This is a genomic window from Streptomyces sp. URMC 124, assembly GCF_051386455.1.
GTDB lineage: Bacteria > Actinomycetota > Actinomycetes > Streptomycetales > Streptomycetaceae > Streptomyces.
The window spans coordinates 1-17,615 of record NZ_JBPQTS010000072.1 but is presented as its reverse complement, the minus strand read 5'-3'; the positions used below and the strand labels follow the sequence as shown (position 1 = coordinate 17,615).

Here is a 17,615-nt window from a genome sequence, read left to right as displayed (position 1 = left end):
TCCTGCTCATCAAAGGATGAGAAGTCCGGCGTTGTTCCCCACCGCACCGCCGCCGAGGCTGAGGCTCATGAAGAAGGCGGAAGCACAAGGCGGCCTGCCCGCCGTGGTGGCGGTGGCCGCCGCGACGTTCTCGGTCGTGACGAGCGAAATGCTGCCCGTGGGGCTGCTCACCCCGATCGGCTCCGGGCTGGGCGTCCCGGCCGGGACGGCCGGACTGACGATGACCGTGCCGGGGCTGGTGGCGGCGGTCGCCGCGCCCGCCGTGACGGCGGCCGCCGGGCGGCTGGACCGCCGGTGGGTGCTCGTGGGGCTCATGGCCCTGCTGGGCGTGGCCAACCTGCTGTCGGCGCTGGCCGGCCACATCGCGGTGCTCGTGGGGCTGAGGGTCCTGGTGGGCGTGTGCATCGGGGGCGTGTGGGCCGTGGCGGCGGGGCTGGCGGTACGGCTGGTGCCGGAGCGGTCCGTGGGTGCGGCCACCTCACTGATCTTCAGCGGCATCGCGGTCGCGTCCGTGCTCGGTGTGCCGGCCGGCGCCCTGGCCGGCTCCCTCGCGGGCTGGCGGGCGGCGTTCGCGGGCATGGGCGTGGTCTGCCTCGCCGTGACGGCGGCGCTCGCCGTGCTGCTGCCGCCGCTGCCGGCGGAACGGGCCGTCCGGGCGCGGGAGGTGGCAGGGCTGCTGCGCGTCCCGGGCGTACGGGCGGGCCTGCTGGTCGTGGTCCTGATCGTGGCCGGTCACTTCGCCGGCTACACCTTCGTACGGCCCGTCCTGGAGCGGGCGTCCGGGGCGGGGGCCGGACTGATCAGCGGGCTGCTGCTCGCGTACGGCGTGGCGGGCGTGGCCGGGAACTTCCTGGCGGGCGCGGCCGCCGCGCGCAGCCCCCGCCGCGCCCTGCTGGTGATCGCGGTCGCGCTGGCCGCCGTGCTGCCGGCGGTGTCGGTGCCGTCCGGCGGGGCGGTCGCGGCCGGTGCCCTGATCGTGGTGTGGGGGCTGGCGTACGGCGGGGTGTCGGTCTCCACGCAGGGGCTGCTGACGGCGGCGGCGCCGGGATCGCGGGAGGCGGCCTCGGCACTGTTCGTCTCGGCCTTCAACACGGCGATCGCCCTGGGGGCCCTGCTGGGCGGCCGGGTGGCGGACGCGGTGTCGCTGCCGGCGGCCCTGTGGCTGGGCGGGCTGCTGGTGGCAGGGGCGGCCGTGGTGCTGACGGTGCGGTCGCCCGGCCGCCGCCCGCCGCGCGCGAGGGCGGCGGCCCGGGCCACGGCCGGGGACCGTACCTGACGTCCCCGCTCGGGGAACATCCGTGACGAACCCCTCCTCAACGGAGGTCATGACCCGGCGATCGCTGGGTATACGCCGGTCGACAGAGGTGAAGAACCAGGTCAGGACAGCAGCGACGAGGGAGCCGCCGGATGGTTGTGATCGAAGCCCCGTACGGGGACGCCGCCCGGGCGCGCCACGCGACGGCGGAGTTCCTGGCTCGTCACTGCCCGTGGGCGGACCCCGACGCCGTCGTCCTGGTGGTCTCGGAGCTGGTCACCAATGCGATACGGCACGCGGGCGGCTGGTGGCGGCTGTGCGTGCGGGCGGTGCAGGGCCGCCTCGTCGTCGAGATCGCGGACGCGAGCCCGCGTCCGCCGCAGCCGCGCCCGCCGGACTTCGGCGGCGGCGGGGGGCTGGGCTGGCACATGGTCGAGCGGCTCGCCGGCCTGCTGGAGGTGGACCGGCGCCCGGACGGCAAGACCGTACGGGCCACGTGGCTGGGCCCGGCCGCGGCGTAGTCCTGCGGCGGTAGTCCTGCGGCCCGGCTCGGCACCGCCGGGACTGGCCGTCGGGGTGCTTTTTGCCATCGTGGTGCTCTTGCAGTGCTTCTGGTGCTATTGCGGTGCTTCGCCGTTGCGGCGGAACAATCAGTCCGCCGCAACGGCGAAGACCCACAACCGTCGGCACCGTCGGCGCGTGGCCGCGCGGTGCAGCCCCCCGCGGGGCTACTTATGTCCCAGCATCCCCGCCCGCAGTCGCGTCAGGATCCGTGTCAGCAGGCGCGACACGTGCATCTGCGAGATCCCCAGCTCCGCGCCGATCTCGGACTGCGTCATCTCCCCGCCGAACCGCATGCGCAGGATCTGCCGGTCGCGTTCGTCGAGTTCGGCGACGAGCGGTTTGAGCGCGTGCAGGTTCTCGACGCCTTCGATGGCGGGGTCGAGCCCGCCGAGCCGGTCGGCGTAGGTGGTGCCGGACTGTTCGGAGCCGTCGTCCACGGGCACGTCGATGGAACCGGCCGTGTAGCCGTTGCCGGCGACGATGCCCTCGACGACCTCCTCGCGGCTGATCCCGAGGTGCTCGGCCAGCTCCGCCGGCGTCGGCGAGTGGTCGAGCTCCTGCGAGAGCTCGCTGGTGGCCTTGGCCAGCTCGACGCGCAGCTCCTGCAGGCGCCGCGGCACGTGCACCGACCAGCCGGTGTCGCGGAAGTGCCGTTTGATCTCCCCCACGATGTACGGCACGGCGAAGGTGGTGAACTCCACCTCGCGCGAGAGGTCGAACCGGTCGATGGCCTTGATCAGGCCGATCGTGCCGACCTGGATGATGTCCTCCATCTGGTCGCCGCGGCTGCGGAACCGGGAGGCGGCGAAGCGGACGAGCGAGAGGTTGATCTCGATGAGGGTGTTCCGCGCGTACTGGTACGCGTGCGTACCCTCCTCCAGCTCCCGCAGGCGGGCGAAGAACAGCCCGGACAGCGCGCGGGCGTCGCGTGGCGCCACTGTGGACGCGTCCTCGATGTACGGCAGCCCCCCGACCGCTTCTTCGAGGTGCTGCGGAACAGCCCCCGAATGCCCTGTCGTAACCGTGGATGCCGTGATGGTCACATCGTCCTCCCCAGATCCGTAGGTGACCTCCGAGCGCCTACCCGGCGACCCGTGGCCCATGCATGCCGATTCGCGGAAGGTGCGCACAAGCGGAAGGAACGGAGCGCAGGGAAGGAGCGGGGGCGCGCAGCGGTGGGAGCCGGCGCACGCGGCGGAAGCCGGGTGCACGCGGTGGGTGGCCCAGCGATGCCGGACGGCCATCCGGACGTTCCCCGTCCGTCACCGACGGGCGTGATCATGCCGTTCATGACCGCACCGATACCCCCCCGCCGCACCGCAGTTGCCCTCGCCCTCACCGCCCTGGCCACGGCGGCGACGGCCGCCACGACGACGGATGCGACCGCCGCCGCCCCCGCCGCCCGCCCGGCCGCCGCCACGGAGAGCGCCTCCCGGACGTCCGGGCCCGCGGGGCTCAAGGGCGTGGACTACACCGTCTGGCAGCGCGACGTGAAGGCCGTCATCGACCGTGCCCTGCCCTACGTCAAGGAGCGGACGGAGAACGCGCAGGGCCGGAAGCAGGCCGTCGTCCTCGACATCGACAACAGCTCCCTGGAGACCGACTTCCACTGGACCTACCCCACGCCGGCCATCGCCCCGGTGCTGGAGCTGACGCGTTACGCGCACGCCCGGGGGGCCGCGGTCTTCTTCGTCACCGCCCGCCCCGGCATCCTCGACTCGCTCACCGAGCACAACCTGCGCGAGGTCGGCTACCCCGTCAGCGGCCTGTACGTGCGGCACCTCCCGGACCTCTTTCAGGACGTGAGCACGTACAAGACCGCCAAGCGCGCGGAGATCGAGAAGCAGGGGTACTCGATCATCGCGAACATCGGGAACAACACCACCGACCTCGTGGGCGGCCACGCGGAGCGGACCTTCAAGCTGCCGGACTACGACGGCAAGCTGTCGTAGCCGCCGGATCTCGTACGTCTCGGGAGCCCGTACGTCTTGGGAGCCCGTACGTCTCGGGAGCCCGTACGTCTCGGGACTTCGCATGTCTCGGGACTTCGTACGTCTTGGGACTTCGTACGTCTCAGCGCTGCGCCTTCCACCGGTCGAGCGCGGCCACTCCCAGCGCGGCCAGCCCGATCTGGATGAGCCACTCGATCCAGTCGACCCCCTTGGTGTCGTCGACACCCAGCCAGTGGGCGATCGCCGCGCCCAGGAACGCGGCGGCGATGCCCACCACGATCGTCCACAGCACCCCGATGTGCTGGCGCCCCGGCACGACGAGCCGGCCGAGCACGCCGATGATCACACCGATGACGATCGCACTGAAAATTCCGGAGATTTCCACAGGTCCCCCTTCTACAGCCTGTTGCCGCCGTTCCGGGCCGGTTGCTCTCGGTACTTCTGCCCCGCCGCCGGGCGGCGCATGTCCGCCCGTCCGCTCCCCGCGCCCTGCCTAGACTGGTCGTGCCGGGCACAGGGACGCGCGGCAGGAACGGGAGAGCGACAGTGGCCGCAGGTGTCGGAAGCTTCGAGGACGTCGAAGAGGACTTCGGCGAAGGCCTCGGCGACCCCTCGGCGGACGTGCTCACCGAGGCGGCCGCGGCCTTCGGGCTGCTCGCCTCGCCCGCCCGGCTCCACCTGGTCTGGGCCCTCGCCCAGGGCGAGAGCGACGTCACGGCCCTCGCCGAGCGGGTGGGCGGCGCGCTCCCCGCGATCAGCCAGCACCTGGCGAAGCTGAAGCTGGCCGGGCTCGTGCGCTCGCGCCGCGAGGGGCGCCGCATGGTCTACCTCGTGGACGACCCGCACGTCGTCGCGATCGTCCGGCTCATGGTGGGCCAGCTCGCAGACCGCGAGGCCGGGGCGGCGGGCGGCGGGCGCGGCGCCGCCCGTACCGGGCGCCTCCATGGCCTGGGCGCCTGACCGCTCCGCCGCGCGAGGCAGCACCGGCACCACCCTGGAGGTCCTGCGCGCGCTGGAGAGCGGGCCCCGCGGGCTGCCGGAGGCCGAGGCCGACGAGCGGCTCGCGCGCCACGGCGAGAACGTCTTCCCCGGGCGCCGCCCCGACCCCTGGCCGCGCCGCTTCGCCCGCAGCCTGCGCGATCCCTTCACCGCCGTCCTGTCCTGCCTCGGCCTGGTCTCGGCGGCCCTCGCCTCCTGGGGCACCGCCTGTGTGATCGCCGTCCTCGTCACGGTCAGCTGCGTGCTGCGGGCGACCGGCGAACACCGCGCCGACCGCTCCGCGGCCGCCCTGCGCGAGCTGCTGGCCACCACCGCGACCGTCCGCCGCCGTCCCGCGGAGACGGAGGAGCCGGTCACCCGCGAGCTGCCCGTCGAGCAGCTCGTGCCGGGCGACGTCGTCCTCCTCGCCCCCGGCGACCTCGTCCCCGCCGACCTGAGGCTGCTGCGGACGACCGGTCTGACCGTGCACGAGGCGGCGCTGACGGGTGAGTCCGCACCCGTCGCCAGGAGCGCGCCCGGCGACCCGTGCCTCCAGGGCAGCAGCGTCGTCTCCGGCACCGCGACCGGCGTCGTCGTCGCCACCGGCGCCGACACCGTCCTGTCCGGCGCCCTCCCGCAGGAGCGCGGCCGCCGGAGCCCCGGCCCCTTCGACCGCTCCGTGAACGGCATCGCCTGGACGCTGGTGCGGTGCATGCTGCTCGTCGCGCCGCTGGTGCTGCTCGCGAGCGCGCTGGTGCGCGGCCGCGGCATGGAGACGCTGCCGTTCGCCGTCGCGGTGGCGGTGGGACTGACCCCCGAGATGCTGCCGGTCGTCGTCACGACGGCCCTGGCGCGCGGGGCGGCCCTCCTCGCCCGCGGCGGCGAGGTGATCGTCCGGCGGCTGCCCGCGCTGCACGACCTCGGCGCCGTCGACGTGCTGTGCGTCGACAAGACGGGCACCCTCACCCAGGACCGCCCGGTGTTCGCCCGCGCGGTCGACGCGGAGGGCCGCGAGGACCCGGCCGTGCTGCACTGGGCAGCCGTGGCCGCGCTCTGGACGCTGCACCTGGCCGAGCTGCCCGCCCCGGACGCCCTCGACGAAGCGCTCCTCGACGCCGACGAGGAACGGGGCGGCGGCGCGGACCGCGTCGAGGGCGTCGCGGCGCTGCCGTGCGGCCCCGGGCGCCGGATCGCTTCGGCGCTCGTGCGCGTGCCGGGCGGGTACGAGCCGGGCGGCTGCGCAGAAGGCGGCTACGGGGCGGGCGGTGATGCCCCGGGTGGTGATGCCCCGGGCGGTACGGTGCCGCTGCCGCTGCCCGGCAACGTCCGCACGCTCACGGCCGGACGCGGCCCCGCACCCACGTACGTCCTCGTGGTCAAGGGCGCCGCGGAGGACGTCCTGGAGCGGTGCACGCGGGTGGCGGACGGCGCCTCGGACGGAGCGGGGGACACCGAAGCCGGCCGCGGGCCCGGTGCGCGCTTCACCACCGGCCGCGCCCTCGGCCCCGCGGACCGCGCCCGCCTCGCCGCCCGGGCGGACGCCCTCGCCGCGAGCGGGCTGCGGGTGCTCGCCGTCGCCCTCGCCGAGCGCCCGGCGAGCGGGAGCCCGTACGTCCCCGAGGACGAGCGGGAGCTCACCTTCGCCGGCTTCGTCGGGCTGCACGACGCCCTCGCGCCCACCGCCGCGGAGGCCCTGGCCGTCCTCGCCGGCCGTGGCGTGACGGTCAAGGTCCTCACCGGCGACCATCCCGGCACGGCCGCCCGGGCCTGCCGGGACCTGGGGCTCGACCCCGGCGAGCCCCTGACCGCCGCCCGGATCGACGCGGCCGACGACGCCGGACTCGCCCGGCTCGCGGCCCGCACCACCGTCTTCGCCCGCTGCACACCCGAGCACAAGGCCCGCGTCGTCCGCGCCCTGCGCACCGCCGGCGCCACCACCGGCTTCCTCGGCGACGGCGTCAACGACCTCGCCGCGCTGCGCGCCGCCGACGTGGGCATCTGCCCCCGCGACGGGGTGCCCGTGGCGCGCGAGGCGGCCGACGTGGTGCTCGCCTCGAAGGACCTCACCGCCCTCGACCGGGCCGTCGTCACCGGCCGCCGCAGCACCGGCAACATCGCCGCGTACCTGCGCATCACGCTCTCGTCCAACCTGGGCAACGTCATCGCGATGCTGGCCGCGGGACTGCTGCTGCCGTTCCTGCCGATGCTGCCCGCGCAGGTGCTCGTGCAGAACCTGTGCTTCGACGCGGCCCAGCTCGCCCTCGCCTTCGACCGGCCCGGGGCCACGGCCCACCTGCGCCCCGTGGTGCTGCGCCCGCGCGCCCTGTTCCGCTTCATGACGGTCTTCGGCCTGCTGAACGCGGCCGCGGACCTCGCCACCTTCGGGGTACTGGCCCTCACCGCGCACACCAGCGCGGGCCCCGGCGGCCAGGCGGCCTTCCACGCGGGCTGGTTCACGGAGAACCTGCTGACCCAGGCCCTGGTCATCCTCCTGCTCCGCGCGGGCAGGGACGCGGCCGAGCGCCGCGTCCCGCCGCCGGTCCTCCTGGCGACCGCGGGCCTCGCCGTCGCGGGCCTGCTCCTGCCGCTGTCCCCCCTCGGCCCGCCCCTGGGCATGACGGCCCTGCCGCCGCTCTCCTACGGCCTGATGGCCGTCGTCCTGACGCTGTACGGGGCGGCGTTGGCGGTGGCACGCGCCAAGGCCCGCACCCGCACATAGCAGCGCACCCGGTCCGTTCCGGCCTCCTCGCGAGGAGGAAGCCGGGGACCGGGTGCGGTGCGGACAGCGCGCTAGGCCGCCTGATCAGGCCTGCTTCGTCGCCCAGAAGATGCGGTCGATCTCCGCGATGAGCTCCAGCGCCTTCTCGCCCGTCTTCGGGTCGTTGGACGCCTTGGCCGCGCTCAGGGCCTTAAGGGTGTCGTTGACCAGCTGGTGCAGCTGGGGGTACTTCTCGAAGTGCGGCGGCTTGAAGTAGTCGCTCCAGAGCACCGAGACGTGGTGCTTGGCGAGCTCCGCGCGCTGCTCCTTGATGATGAGCGCACGGGCGCGGAAGTCCGCGTCCTCGTTCGCCTGGTACTTCTCCTGGACGGCCTTGACCGACTCTGCCTCGATGCGCGCCTGGGCGGGGTCGTAGACACCGCAGGGCAGGTCGCAGTGGGCGCTGACTCGCACCTTGGGTGCGAACAGGCGGGAGAGCATAAGAGCTGTCCTTCCTCGTGATCGTCTTCTCAGGTGCGAGATTACTCGGTGTGGGAAGGCTTTTCTCGGGTGCCCCGGGGGGCTTAGGACAAAAGTCCAGTGTCAGTCTGGGACTGGTGGAGGATTACGGACCGGGAGGTGCCGCGGTGCAGGAGCAGGTGGACGAGCGCGGGCAGGAGCTGGACCGCGAGCGTCGCGGACTGCTGCGGATCGGGCTGGCCGAGGTCTACAACCCGTCGATGGTGCCGACGCTGAACCCCGGCGACCAGCTGGTCGTCCAGTACGGAGCGGTGGTGCGGCCGGGCGACGTGGTGGTGCTGCGCCACCCGTTCCGGCAGGACCTGCTCATCGTCAAGCGCGCCGTGGAGCTGCGCGAGGGCGGCTGGTGGGTGCGCGGGGACAACCCGCTGGTGGAGAACGACAGCCGGGAGTTCGGCGTGGTGCCCGAGGAGCTGGTGGTGGCCCGTGCGCTGGTGCGGCTGCGACGGCCCCCGCAGGCGGGTCAGCGCTCGGCGGGCGCGCTGCTGTCGTGGCTGGCCTCGGCGCTCAGGCCGGTGCGGTCGCTGCCCGCCGGGGCGTCGGCCGCGCGGCTCTCCAGGCGCTTGCGGGCCCGGTAGGCGGCGACGTTGGCCCGGGTGGCGCAGCGGTCGGAGCAGTAGCGGCGCGAGCGGTTGGTCGAGGTGTCGAGGTAGGCGTTGCGGCACGGCGACGCCTGGCAGATGCCCAGCCGGTCGACGCCGTACTCCGTCAGGTGCACGGCCAGCCCCATGCAGGCGGTGGCGGCGTACGAGGCACCGGCGTTGGCCGCGTGATCGGCGATGTGCATGTGCCACTTGGGGCGGCCGTCCTCGTCGCGGTACTCGTGCCCGGAGACCTGCGGGCTGACCGGGTACTCCATCAGCAGCGCGTTGAGCAGGTCCACGGCGCGCACCTCGTCGCCCTCGGCGGCGGCCTCGAAGACGGCCCGCAGCCGCGCCCGGACGGCCCGCAGCCGCGTGACGTCACTGTCGCCCGCGCGCCGCGCCCCCTGCGCACTGGGCCCGAAGAGCTCGCGCACGGCCTCGACGGAGGTCAGCGTGTCGGTGCCGCGGCCGGGCTCCTCGCTGTTGACCAGCCGCACGGCGAAGTCCGAGTAATAGGCCAGTTCCACTTGTGGTCCTTACGCGCGGCGGTCCAGGTCGGGTCGGCCACCCTTGTAATGGGCGGTGATGCACCGAGGGTATTACACGCCATGGCCCGTCGGAGGAACCTCACGACCGAGGCCGCCGTCGGCACGGACCGGAACGCCTGGCAGCACAGCTGGGACCGGCAGCAGGAGCGGCTGCCCGACCGCGAGGAGCGGTTCCGGGTGATGCTCGCCATGGTCGACGACTGGAAGCACGTCATCGATCAGTGGCAGAGATGGCTACCCCTGATGTGCAGTTCATCGGCGGGGTGCGCCCACCGGGCCGGGCTGTCCATCGAGGTGTTTTCGAACATGACCTACATCCGTAACGGACTGAAGCCCGCCGAGCGTTGCACCCCGCCCCAGCTCCTGCCGAGCTGCGGACCGTGCGGGCCGTGTGTCCCCACTGTGGGGCACTGTGACGAGAAAGGCCCTTAAGCGCTGACGCGCGCCCCCTGCCCCGCCTGGACGAGGTGAGGCCACAGCTCACGATCCCGGCGTTGTGAGCGTCCCGCCTCGCAGCGTCACCTCGACTTCCCCGGTCCCGCCCCCCGCCCGCACCCGCACCGTCCCCCGTTCTCCCGCCGGGACTCGTTCGGCGTCCGCCCGGGCCGGGCCGGTGATGGTGATGTGCCAGCCCCGCGGTGCGGGTGGCAGTACCAGTTCCGTGGTGCTGTGCCGGGTCGGGGTGTACGTCAGGTGGTAGACGGCCTTCGCGGCGTCGTAGGACGCGGTGCGTACCGTTCCCGCCACGGCGGCCGCGTACGGCTCGGCCGTGCGGGACTTGTTGGGCTGGAAGCGGCCGTGCTCGTCCATGGCGCAGTAGGCGCCGCCGTAGCACCACTGCCAGCTCGCCCAGCCCGTCGCGTAGCGGGACATCGAGGTGAGGGCGTCCTCGTAGAAGCGGCCCATGTTCGGCAGGGAGCTGTTCAGCGGGCCCCACTCGCCGACGAAGACGGGGACGCGCATCGCGCGCGGGTAGTGGACGACGGCCGCCTCGTACGCGGGCAGCCAGCCGGACGCCGGGTCGTAGTCGCGCCCGGCCTCCATGGCGGCGTTGTAGAAGTGCGGGGCGTAGACGACCTTGGGGTCGCGGATGCGGCCGAGGCCCGTCGGGACGCCCTCGCCGGCGGCGGGCGTGGGCTCGACGAACAGCCAGTGGCGGCGGTCGACGCGCCGGATCGCCTCGGCGATGCGCTGGTACATGGGCGTGATCTGCGTGGATTCGATGCGGCGGGCCGCGTCCGGGATGCTCTCGCCGGAGCGCATCCGGCCCATCGGCTCGTTGATCAGGTCGTAGCCGAAGACGGCGGGGTGGCCGGCGAGCCGGCCCGCGAGGACCTGCCACATGCGGGCCTGGGCGCGGCGCAGGTCCTCGTCCTCGTAGAGGTGCTGAAAGGCGGCCTGGACGGCCGGTTCGAAGTACTCGGCGAACCAGTCGTCGGGGTGGGGCCGGTAGGGCAGGCCGTCGGTGCGGGTGGCCCAGGCGGGGATGCCGCGGTGGCTGCCGAAGGCGGGTCCGTAGACGTCCTGGTGGGCGTCGATCACGACGCGGACGCGGTACCGGTGCGCCCAGTCCAGCACGCGTTCGATCTTGCGGAGGTAGGCCGTGCTGTAGTGGCCGGGCCGCGGTTCCAGGTCGTCCCAGAAGACCGCGAGGCGGGCGAGGTTGAAGCCCTGCGCGGCCATGTCGCGCAGGGAGCGCTCCGTGATGTCCGCGAGGGCTTCGTCGCCGCGGTGCTCCTTGTCCGCGAGGTTCCAGCCGCGCAGGGTGAGGGCGCGGCCCTGTTCGTCGGTGAGCGGCGGGATGCCCGGGTCCGTACGGGCCGCGGCGGGCGTTCCGGGCGTCAGGAGGAGCAGGACCGCGGCCGCGGCGAGGGAGACCGCCGTGCGCAAGCGTCTCTTCGGCATCCGCCGTTCATACCGTCAGCACGACCTTGCCGAACAGATCGCCACCGGCCATCTTTTCGAACCCTTCGCGCGCCCGGTCCAGCGGCAGGACCGAGTCGATGACGGGCCGGATGCCGCGCGCCGCGCAGAAGCTCAGCAGGTCCGCCAGCTCCTCCTTGGAGCCCATGGTCGAGCCGACGACCTTCAGCTCCAGGAAGAAGATGCGGTTGAGCTCGGCGGCCGGCGGGTTCGGCCCGCTCGTCGCGCCGGAGATCACCAGGGTGCCGCCGGGCTTGAGGGACTTGACCGAGTGCGACCAGGTGGCGGCGCCGACCGTCTCGATGACGGCGTCCACGCGGTGCGGCAGCCGGGCCCCCGGCTCGTACGCGCCCTCGGCGCCCAGCTCCACCGCGCGCTCGCGCTTGGCCGCGTCGCGGCTGGTCGCGAAGACGCGCAGGCCGGCCGCGGCGCCGAGGACGATCGCGGCGGTGGCCACGCCCCCGCCGGCGCCCTGCACCAGGACGCTCTGCCCCGGGCGCACGTCCGCGTTGGTGAACAGCATGCGGTACGCGGTCAGCCACGCGGTCGGCAGGCAGGCGGCCTCCTCGTAGCTGAGCTCCTTGGGCTTGGGCAGCACGTTCCACGCGGGCACGGCGACGCGCTCGGCGAAGGTGCCCTGGTAGCGCTCGGTGAGGATGGAGCGCGGCTCCGTCGGGCCCACGCCGTGGCCGGTCTGGCCGATGACGGAGTGGACGACGACGTCGTTGCCGTACTCGTCGACTCCGGCGGCGTCACAGCCGAGGATCATCGGCAGCGCCTCCTCGCCGAGCCCCACCCCGCGCAGCGACCACAGGTCGTGGTGGTTGAGGGAGGCGGCCTTGACGTGGACGACCGTCCACCCGGGGGGCGCCTCCGGCTCGGGGCGCTGCCCCAACTCGAGTCCGTTGAGCGGCTGGTCACGGTCGATGCGTGCGGCGTAGGCGGCGAACATGATCCGAACCTAGCCGCGCCGCCTGCCCGGCGAAACCACGCCGCGGTGTGACGCGCGCCGCGCCCCGCCCCGCGCATCGAGCGGGTGAGGGTCGCGAGCGACCGACGACCTGCCCGGCCGGACCGCCGTCTTCAACAGCTGGGGCAGCGGGCTGGTCCCCGGTGACACCAACGGCACGGGCGACGTGTTCGTCCGGCGGCTCGGCTGACACACCGGCTGCCGGCTTCCCGGATACGACGAGCAGGGTACGGCGGATACGGCGAGTACGGCGGATACGGCGACCGGGCCGCACCCCCCGGCAGGGAAGTGCGGCCCGGTCTCGTACGCGCTCGTACGCCTGCGGCCGGCCAGCCGGCGCGTCAGCGCCGGGCCACGCCCTCGGCCCGCGCGGCGGCCGCGACGGCGGCGGTCACCGCCGGGGCCACCCGCTCGTCGAACGGCGAGGGGATGACGCACTCGGCGCTCAGCTCGTCCGCGACGACGGCCGCGAGGGCCTCCGCGGCGGCGAGCTTCATGCCCTCGGTGATGCGGGAGGCGCGCACCTGCAGGGCGCCCGCGAAGATGCCCGGGAAGGCCAGGACGTTGTTGATCTGGTTCGGGTAGTCGCTGCGGCCCGTGGCGACGACGGCCGCGTACTTGTGGGCGACGTCCGGGTGGATCTCCGGGGTGGGGTTGGCCATCGCGAAGATCAGGGCGTCCTTGGCCATGGTGGCCACGGCCTCCTCGGGGACCGTGCCGCCCGAGACGCCGATGAAGACGTCCGCGCCGTCCAGCGCCACGGCGAGCGGGCCGCTGAGCCCGGCCTTGTTCGTGAAGCCGGCCAGGTCGCGCTTGACCTCGGTGAGGTCCTCGCGGTCGCCGGAGACGATGCCCTTGCGGTCGCAGACGGCCACGTCGCCGATGCCCGCCTCGACGAGGATCTTGGCGATCGCCACGCCGGCCGCGCCCGCGCCGGAGATCACCGCGCGCAGCTCGCCCAGCGCCCGGCCGGTGAGCTTGGCCGCGTTGCGCAGGGCGGCGAGGGTGACGACGGCCGTGCCGTGCTGGTCGTCGTGGAAGACCGGGATGTCCAGCCGCTCCTGCAGCTTGCGCTCGACCTCGAAGCAGCGCGGCGCGGAGATGTCCTCCAGGTTGATGCCGCCGAAGGAGGGCGCGAGGCGCGCGACGGTGTCGACGATCTCGTCGACGCCGCGGCAGTCGAGGGCGATGGGGACGGCGTCCACGCCGCCGAACTGCTTGAAGAGGATCGCCTTGCCCTCCATCACGGGCAGGGAGGCCTCCGGGCCGATGTCACCGAGCCCGAGCACTGCGCTGCCGTCCGTGACCACGGCGACGACCTGGGACTTCCACGTGTAGTCGTGGACGAGCTCCGGGTGCTCCGCGATGGCGCTGCACACCTTCGCCACGCCGGGCGTGTAGGCGAGGGACAGGTCGTCCCTGTCGCGCACGGGCACGGTCGCCCGGACGGCCATCTTGCCGCCCCGGTGCAGCGCGAACGCCGGATCGAAGAACTCGTCGCGAGTATCGTCCGGACCGCTGTCGCTGCGAGGATTCACGATCTCCGCTGCCACTTTATTTGACCCCTTTGTCGAATGTCCGTCGAGGGTATCCGCCCTGGGTTGCGGGGCGGGTCGGGCTTCACGTCCGTGTCCGGCCACCGAGATGACCTGCACGCGGGGGGTGGTGCCGCGCGGAACGGATCCGTATGCCGGGCGCGCCGCACACGCGCCCTTCCCCCTGGTGCGGGGTGTGGCTGGCATTTCTATCAAATGAGCGCTACGGCCTACGAGTGAGTTCCCGCTGAGTTGTCGCGGCGCGGCCGGGAGCAGCCCCTGTTCGCGGGTCGGAACGGTGTCAACTGGGGGCATAAGTCCACGGAGTGAGACAGAGCGCGCGTGACATACGTCTCGCCCGGCGGCTCATAGAAGCGGAACCCTTGAGTCCGTTACTCCGGACCGACCTGGTACCGACCTGATGCGGCACGGGGATCGCCCGTTATCCGATTTTGACATAGCGAGGCCCCCGAATGGTGCAGTCCGGATGGCAAGATGCCCCAATCGCACGAGGTCGCGACATCCAAGGGCGTGTGCTCTGCCCCTCGTGCGTCATCAGCGTTTTCCTGTGTTTGTCCCGTGTTTGCACCGTGTCCGTCCGACGGCCGGCCACCCCCTCACCCGCAGGAGGAACCAGCAATGACCGCAAGCACCACCCCTCGCACGGCTGCCGCCAGGAGTCGTTTGGCCGCCGCCGGCGCGATCGCGGTCGCCGGCGCCCTGCTGCTCACCGGCTGTGGTGACCAGCGCGACAAGACCGGTAACGAGGCCGGTCAGAGCGCCCAGGGCTCCAAGGCCCCCCTCTTCGACAAGCTGCCGAAGAAGATCCAGGACTCGGGCGTCATCAAGGTCGGCTCGGACATCGCCTACCCGCCGGTGGAATTCAAGAAGGACGGCAAGGTCGTCGGCATCGACCCCGATATCGCCGCGGCCATGGGCAAGGAGCTGGGGGTGCGGTTCGAGTTCAACAACGGCACCTTCGACGCCCTGGTCACCGGGCTGCGCTCGAAGCGGTACGACATGGCGATGTCCGCCATGACGGACACCAAGGACCGCCAGCAGGGCGTCGACTCCAAGACCGGCAAGAAGGTCGGCGAGGGCGTCGACTTCGTCGACTACTTCAACGCCGGTGTCTCGCTCTACACCAAGAAGGGCGACACCAAGGGCATCGGAGGCTGGGAGGACCTCTGCGGCAAGAAGGTCGCGGTGCAGCGCGGCACGGTCTCCGACGACCTCGCGAAGTCCCAGTCCGAGAAGTGCGAGAAGGACGACAAGGACAAGATCAGCATCGAGGCCTTCGACACCGACCTGGAGGCCCAGACCCGCCTCAAGGCCGGTGGCGTGGAAGCCGTCTCCAGCGACTTCCCCGTCGCGGCCTACGCGGTGAAGACCTCGGGCGGCGGCAACGACTTCGAGGTCGTCGGCGACCAGGTGGAGGCGGCTCCGTACGGCATCGCCGTCGGCAAGGAGAACACCCAGCTGAGGGACGCGCTCAAGGCGGCCCTCGACGCGATCATCAAGAACGGTACGTACGACAAGGTCATGAAGACCTGGGGCGTCGAGGCCGGCGCCGTCAAGGAAGCCAAGGTCAACGGCGGTTCCTGACCCTCTCTCCCTCCCCTCGTACGGACGCTGAAAGGCCATACCCCGTGACTGATTCCCCCGAAAAGCCGGAGCCGGACGAGAACGTCCAGCCGGAGCCCGGGAAGGAGGCCGCCGAGAAGGCGGCCGGGACCCCCGAACCGGAGAAGAAGGCCGCCGAGAACGCCGCCGGCAAGCCGGCCGAAGAGAAGGCCGGAGAGAAGGCCGAAGAGAAGACCGCGGAAAAGGCGGCGGAAAAGGCCGACGAGAAGGCCGACGCCGAGCCGGCCGAGAAGAAGCCGGCCGAGGAGAAGGCCGCCGAAGAGAAGCCGGCCGAGAAGAAGGCGGCCGAAGAGAAGTCGGACGCCAAGCCGGACCTCGCCAAGAAGGACGCTCCCGCAGCCAAGAAGGACGACCCCGCCGACGACCCGGCGCCCGCGTCCTCGTCCTCCTCGTCTTCCTCTTCGTCCTCGGCGTCCAAGACCGCGGTCGTGCCGGAAGCCATCAAGGCCATCCCCGTGCGCCACTACGGCCGGTGGATCTCCGCCGTCCTCGTCCTCGGCCTCCTCGGCCTGCTGGTCAACGCCTTCGCCACCGCGAACGTCCACTACAGCGCCATCCCCGACTACCTCTTCGACTCGACGGTCATCACGGGCCTCGGCAAGACGGTGCTCATCTCCCTCCTCGCGATGCTGCTGGGCCTCGTGCTCGGCATCGTGCTGGCGGTGATGCGGCTGTCGAAGAACCCCGTGACGTCCTCGGTCTCCTGGCTCTACATCTGGTTCTTCCGGGGCACCCCGGTCTACGTCCAGCTGCTGCTGTGGTTCAACCTCGCTCTGATCTTCCCGTACATCAACCTGGGTCCGATCTACCAGGACGAGATGAGCGACTTCATGACGCCGTTCATGGCGGCGCTCCTCGGCCTGGGCCTCAACGAGGCCGCCTACATGTCCGAGATCGTCCGGGCCGGCATCCAGTCCGTCGACGAGGGCCAGACCGAGGCCGCCCACGCGCTGGGCATGAGCCAGGGCCGGACCCTGCGCCGGATCGTCCTCCCGCAGGCCATGCGGGTGATCGTGCCGCCCACCGGCAACGAGTTCATCAACATGCTGAAGACCTCGTCGCTGGCGGCGAGCGCCGCGCAGTACCTCGAACTCCTGCGGTCCACCTCCGACATCGGTCAGACCACCGGCGCCACCGTCGAGATGCTCTTCCTCGCCGCCACGTGGTACCTCATCCTGACCAGCGTCTTCAGCGTCGGTCAGTTCTACCTGGAGCGGCACTACGCTCGCGGTTCGCTGCGCAGCCTGCCGCTCACCCCATGGCAGAAGATCAAGGTCAACCTGGCCTCCTTCAGCAACCGTCCGTCGGGAGGCGTCAGCGCATGAACGCAATGGTGAAGGCCGAGGGCGTCCACAAGTCCTACGGCGCGGCCCACATCCTCAAGGGCATCGACCTGGAGGTCGCCCCGCGCGAGGTGTTCTGCCTCATCGGCCCCTCCGGCTCCGGCAAGTCCACCTTCCTGCGGTGCATCAACCACCTGGAGAAGGTCAACGCCGGGCGGCTGTACGTCGACGGCGAGCTGGTCGGCTACCGCCAGCAGGGCGACAAGCTCTACGAGCTCAAGGACAGCGAGGTCGCGAAGAACCGCCGGGACATCGGCATGGTGTTCCAGCGCTTCAACCTCTTCCCGCACATGACCGCCCTGGCGAACGTCATGGAGGCGCCGGTCCAGGTCAAGGGCGAGACGAAGGCCGTCGCCCGGGAGCGGGCGAAGAAGCTGCTCGACCGGGTGGGCCTCGGCGACAAGGCCGAGAACTACCCCTCGCAGCTCTCCGGCGGCCAGCAGCAGCGCGTCGCGATCGCGCGGGCGCTGGCGATGGAGCCGAAGCTGATGCTCTTCGACGAGCCCACCTCGGCCCTCGACCCGGAGCTCGTCGGTGACGTCCTGGACGTCATGCGGGGCCTGGCCGAGGACGGCATGACCATGATCGTGGTGACCCACGAGATGGGCTTCGCCCGTGAGGTCGGCGACTCGGTGGTCTTCATGGACCAGGGCGTGGTGGTCGAGTCGGGCAACCCGCGCGACGTGCTCACCAACCCGCAGCACGACCGGACGAAGGCGTTCCTGTCGAAGGTGCTGTAGCGGCACTCGCACGCACCGGCGAAGGCGGTACGAGCCCCGGGCTCGTACCGCCTTCGCCGTTCAGAGGACGACGGGTGACGGGTGCGAAGCTGAACGTCTTCACCGCCTGACGCGGCCCCGGCGCCTGTCCTGCCCGCACCTCAGTCTCCCGGGCGGAGCAGGGCCGTGATGCGGGCCGCGGCGTCGGCCAGGTGGCGGCGGGATTCGGTCAGCTGGGCCGCGGTCACGCCGTGGTCGCGGGCCGTGTCGCGGATGTCGTCGCGGAAGCGGTCCAGGAGGCGGTCCAGGTCGCGGGCCGGGTCCGCGGAAGGGGTGCCGGGGGCTTCGGCCCACTCGGGGGC

The 17,615-nt window shown here is 72.3% G+C and carries 17 protein-coding genes and 1 pseudogene; 10 read left to right on the top strand and 8 right to left on the bottom strand.

All coding sequences use genetic code 11. The annotated features are described in order from the left end of the window. Window positions 1-67 precede the first annotated feature (67 nt). Both ACSNOG_RS17005 and ACSNOG_RS17000 read left to right on the top strand, forming a co-directional pair. Entirely contained in the window at window positions 68-1,276 is a 1,209-nt protein-coding gene (locus tag ACSNOG_RS17005; protein ID WP_436753477.1) for an MFS transporter, read from the top strand. 131 nt (window positions 1,277-1,407) lie between these two features. After that, the gene (locus ACSNOG_RS17000) at window positions 1,408-1,776 is read left to right on the top strand and encodes an ATP-binding protein (protein ID WP_436753476.1); all 369 of its coding nucleotides are present in this window, start codon (window positions 1,408-1,410) and stop codon (window positions 1,774-1,776) included. A gap of 207 nt (window positions 1,777-1,983) precedes the next feature. On the opposite strand, the gene ACSNOG_RS16995 is transcribed toward ACSNOG_RS17000, so the two are convergent. Next, complete coding sequence (locus ACSNOG_RS16995; protein ID WP_436753495.1) at window positions 1,984-2,856, bottom strand: RNA polymerase sigma factor SigF; 873 nt, start codon at window positions 2,854-2,856, stop codon at window positions 1,984-1,986. Window positions 2,857-3,108: 252 nt separating this feature from the next. On the opposite strand from ACSNOG_RS16995, the gene ACSNOG_RS16990 reads away from it, so the two are divergent. Further along, complete coding sequence (locus tag ACSNOG_RS16990; protein ID WP_436753475.1) at window positions 3,109-3,771, top strand: HAD family acid phosphatase; 663 nt, start codon at window positions 3,109-3,111, stop codon at window positions 3,769-3,771. Window positions 3,772-3,892: 121 nt separating this feature from the next. Here ACSNOG_RS16990 and ACSNOG_RS16985 read toward each other — a convergent pair whose 3' ends face one another. Then, the gene (locus tag ACSNOG_RS16985) at window positions 3,893-4,156 is read right to left on the bottom strand and encodes a GlsB/YeaQ/YmgE family stress response membrane protein (protein ID WP_436753474.1); all 264 of its coding nucleotides are present in this window, start codon (window positions 4,154-4,156) and stop codon (window positions 3,893-3,895) included. 161 nt (window positions 4,157-4,317) lie between these two features. On the opposite strand from ACSNOG_RS16985, the gene ACSNOG_RS16980 reads away from it, so the two are divergent. After that, complete coding sequence (locus ACSNOG_RS16980) at window positions 4,318-4,731, top strand: ArsR/SmtB family transcription factor (RefSeq protein WP_436753473.1); 414 nt, start codon at window positions 4,318-4,320, stop codon at window positions 4,729-4,731. Next, window positions 4,715-7,468 (top strand): HAD-IC family P-type ATPase, encoded by a 2,754-nt coding sequence (locus tag ACSNOG_RS16975; protein WP_436753472.1) that lies wholly within the window; start codon window positions 4,715-4,717, stop codon window positions 7,466-7,468. The genes ACSNOG_RS16980 and ACSNOG_RS16975 overlap by 17 nt, the downstream gene beginning before the upstream one ends. Window positions 7,469-7,552: 84 nt before the next feature. On the opposite strand, the gene sodN is transcribed toward ACSNOG_RS16975, so the two are convergent. After that, a complete protein-coding gene (gene sodN / locus ACSNOG_RS16970; RefSeq protein WP_436753471.1) occupies window positions 7,553-7,948 on the bottom strand; it encodes a superoxide dismutase, Ni in 396 nt (131 codons plus the stop codon). A 146-nt stretch (window positions 7,949-8,094) separates the two neighbouring features. Here sodN and sodX point away from each other — a divergent pair, with 146 nt between their 5' ends. Next, window positions 8,095-8,565 (top strand): nickel-type superoxide dismutase maturation protease, encoded by a 471-nt coding sequence (sodX, locus tag ACSNOG_RS16965; protein WP_436753470.1) that lies wholly within the window; start codon window positions 8,095-8,097, stop codon window positions 8,563-8,565. Here the strand turns inward: sodX and ACSNOG_RS16960 are convergent. Further along, window positions 8,451-9,098, bottom strand: a complete 648-nt coding sequence (locus tag ACSNOG_RS16960) for a CGNR zinc finger domain-containing protein (RefSeq protein WP_436753469.1) — start codon at window positions 9,096-9,098, stop codon at window positions 8,451-8,453. The two genes, sodX and ACSNOG_RS16960, sit on opposite strands and share 115 nt — an antisense overlap. Window positions 9,099-9,179: 81 nt before the next feature. Between ACSNOG_RS16960 and ACSNOG_RS16955 the strand changes: the two genes are divergently transcribed. Then, window positions 9,180-9,551: a hypothetical protein gene (locus ACSNOG_RS16955; RefSeq protein WP_436753468.1), complete on the top strand. Its 372-nt coding sequence runs from the start codon at window positions 9,180-9,182 to the stop codon at window positions 9,549-9,551. Window positions 9,552-9,599: 48 nt separating this feature from the next. On the opposite strand, the gene ACSNOG_RS16950 is transcribed toward ACSNOG_RS16955, so the two are convergent. The 3 genes from ACSNOG_RS16950 to ACSNOG_RS16940 form a co-directional block, all read right to left on the bottom strand. Continuing rightward, on the bottom strand, window positions 9,600-11,024 hold the full coding sequence (locus tag ACSNOG_RS16950; RefSeq protein ID WP_436753467.1) for a cellulase family glycosylhydrolase: 1,425 nt from the start codon (window positions 11,022-11,024) through the stop codon (window positions 9,600-9,602). A 7-nt stretch (window positions 11,025-11,031) separates the two neighbouring features. Continuing rightward, on the bottom strand, window positions 11,032-11,994 hold the full coding sequence (locus tag ACSNOG_RS16945) for a zinc-binding dehydrogenase (RefSeq protein WP_436753466.1): 963 nt from the start codon (window positions 11,992-11,994) through the stop codon (window positions 11,032-11,034). Between the two features lie 359 nt (window positions 11,995-12,353). Next, window positions 12,354-13,565: an NAD(P)-dependent malic enzyme gene (locus ACSNOG_RS16940; protein WP_436753465.1), complete on the bottom strand. Its 1,212-nt coding sequence runs from the start codon at window positions 13,563-13,565 to the stop codon at window positions 12,354-12,356. Window positions 13,566-14,186: 621 nt separating this feature from the next. Here ACSNOG_RS16940 and ACSNOG_RS16935 point away from each other — a divergent pair. From ACSNOG_RS16935 to ACSNOG_RS16925, 3 genes are all read left to right on the top strand, one after another. Continuing rightward, window positions 14,187-15,152 (top strand): ABC transporter substrate-binding protein, encoded by a 966-nt coding sequence (locus ACSNOG_RS16935; protein WP_436753464.1) that lies wholly within the window; start codon window positions 14,187-14,189, stop codon window positions 15,150-15,152. A 467-nt stretch (window positions 15,153-15,619) separates the two neighbouring features. Beyond that, window positions 15,620-16,516: an amino acid ABC transporter permease gene (locus ACSNOG_RS16930; RefSeq protein WP_436753494.1), complete on the top strand. Its 897-nt coding sequence runs from the start codon at window positions 15,620-15,622 to the stop codon at window positions 16,514-16,516. Next, window positions 16,513-17,274, top strand: coding sequence for an amino acid ABC transporter ATP-binding protein (locus ACSNOG_RS16925; RefSeq protein WP_436753463.1), 762 nt, complete (start codon window positions 16,513-16,515; stop codon window positions 17,272-17,274). Before ACSNOG_RS16930 ends, ACSNOG_RS16925 begins: the two co-directional genes overlap by 4 nt. A gap of 140 nt (window positions 17,275-17,414) precedes the next feature. On the opposite strand, the pseudogene ACSNOG_RS16920 reads toward ACSNOG_RS16925, so the two are convergent. Further along, a pseudogene (locus tag ACSNOG_RS16920) lies at window positions 17,415-17,615 on the bottom strand (PadR family transcriptional regulator); the annotation flags it as partial.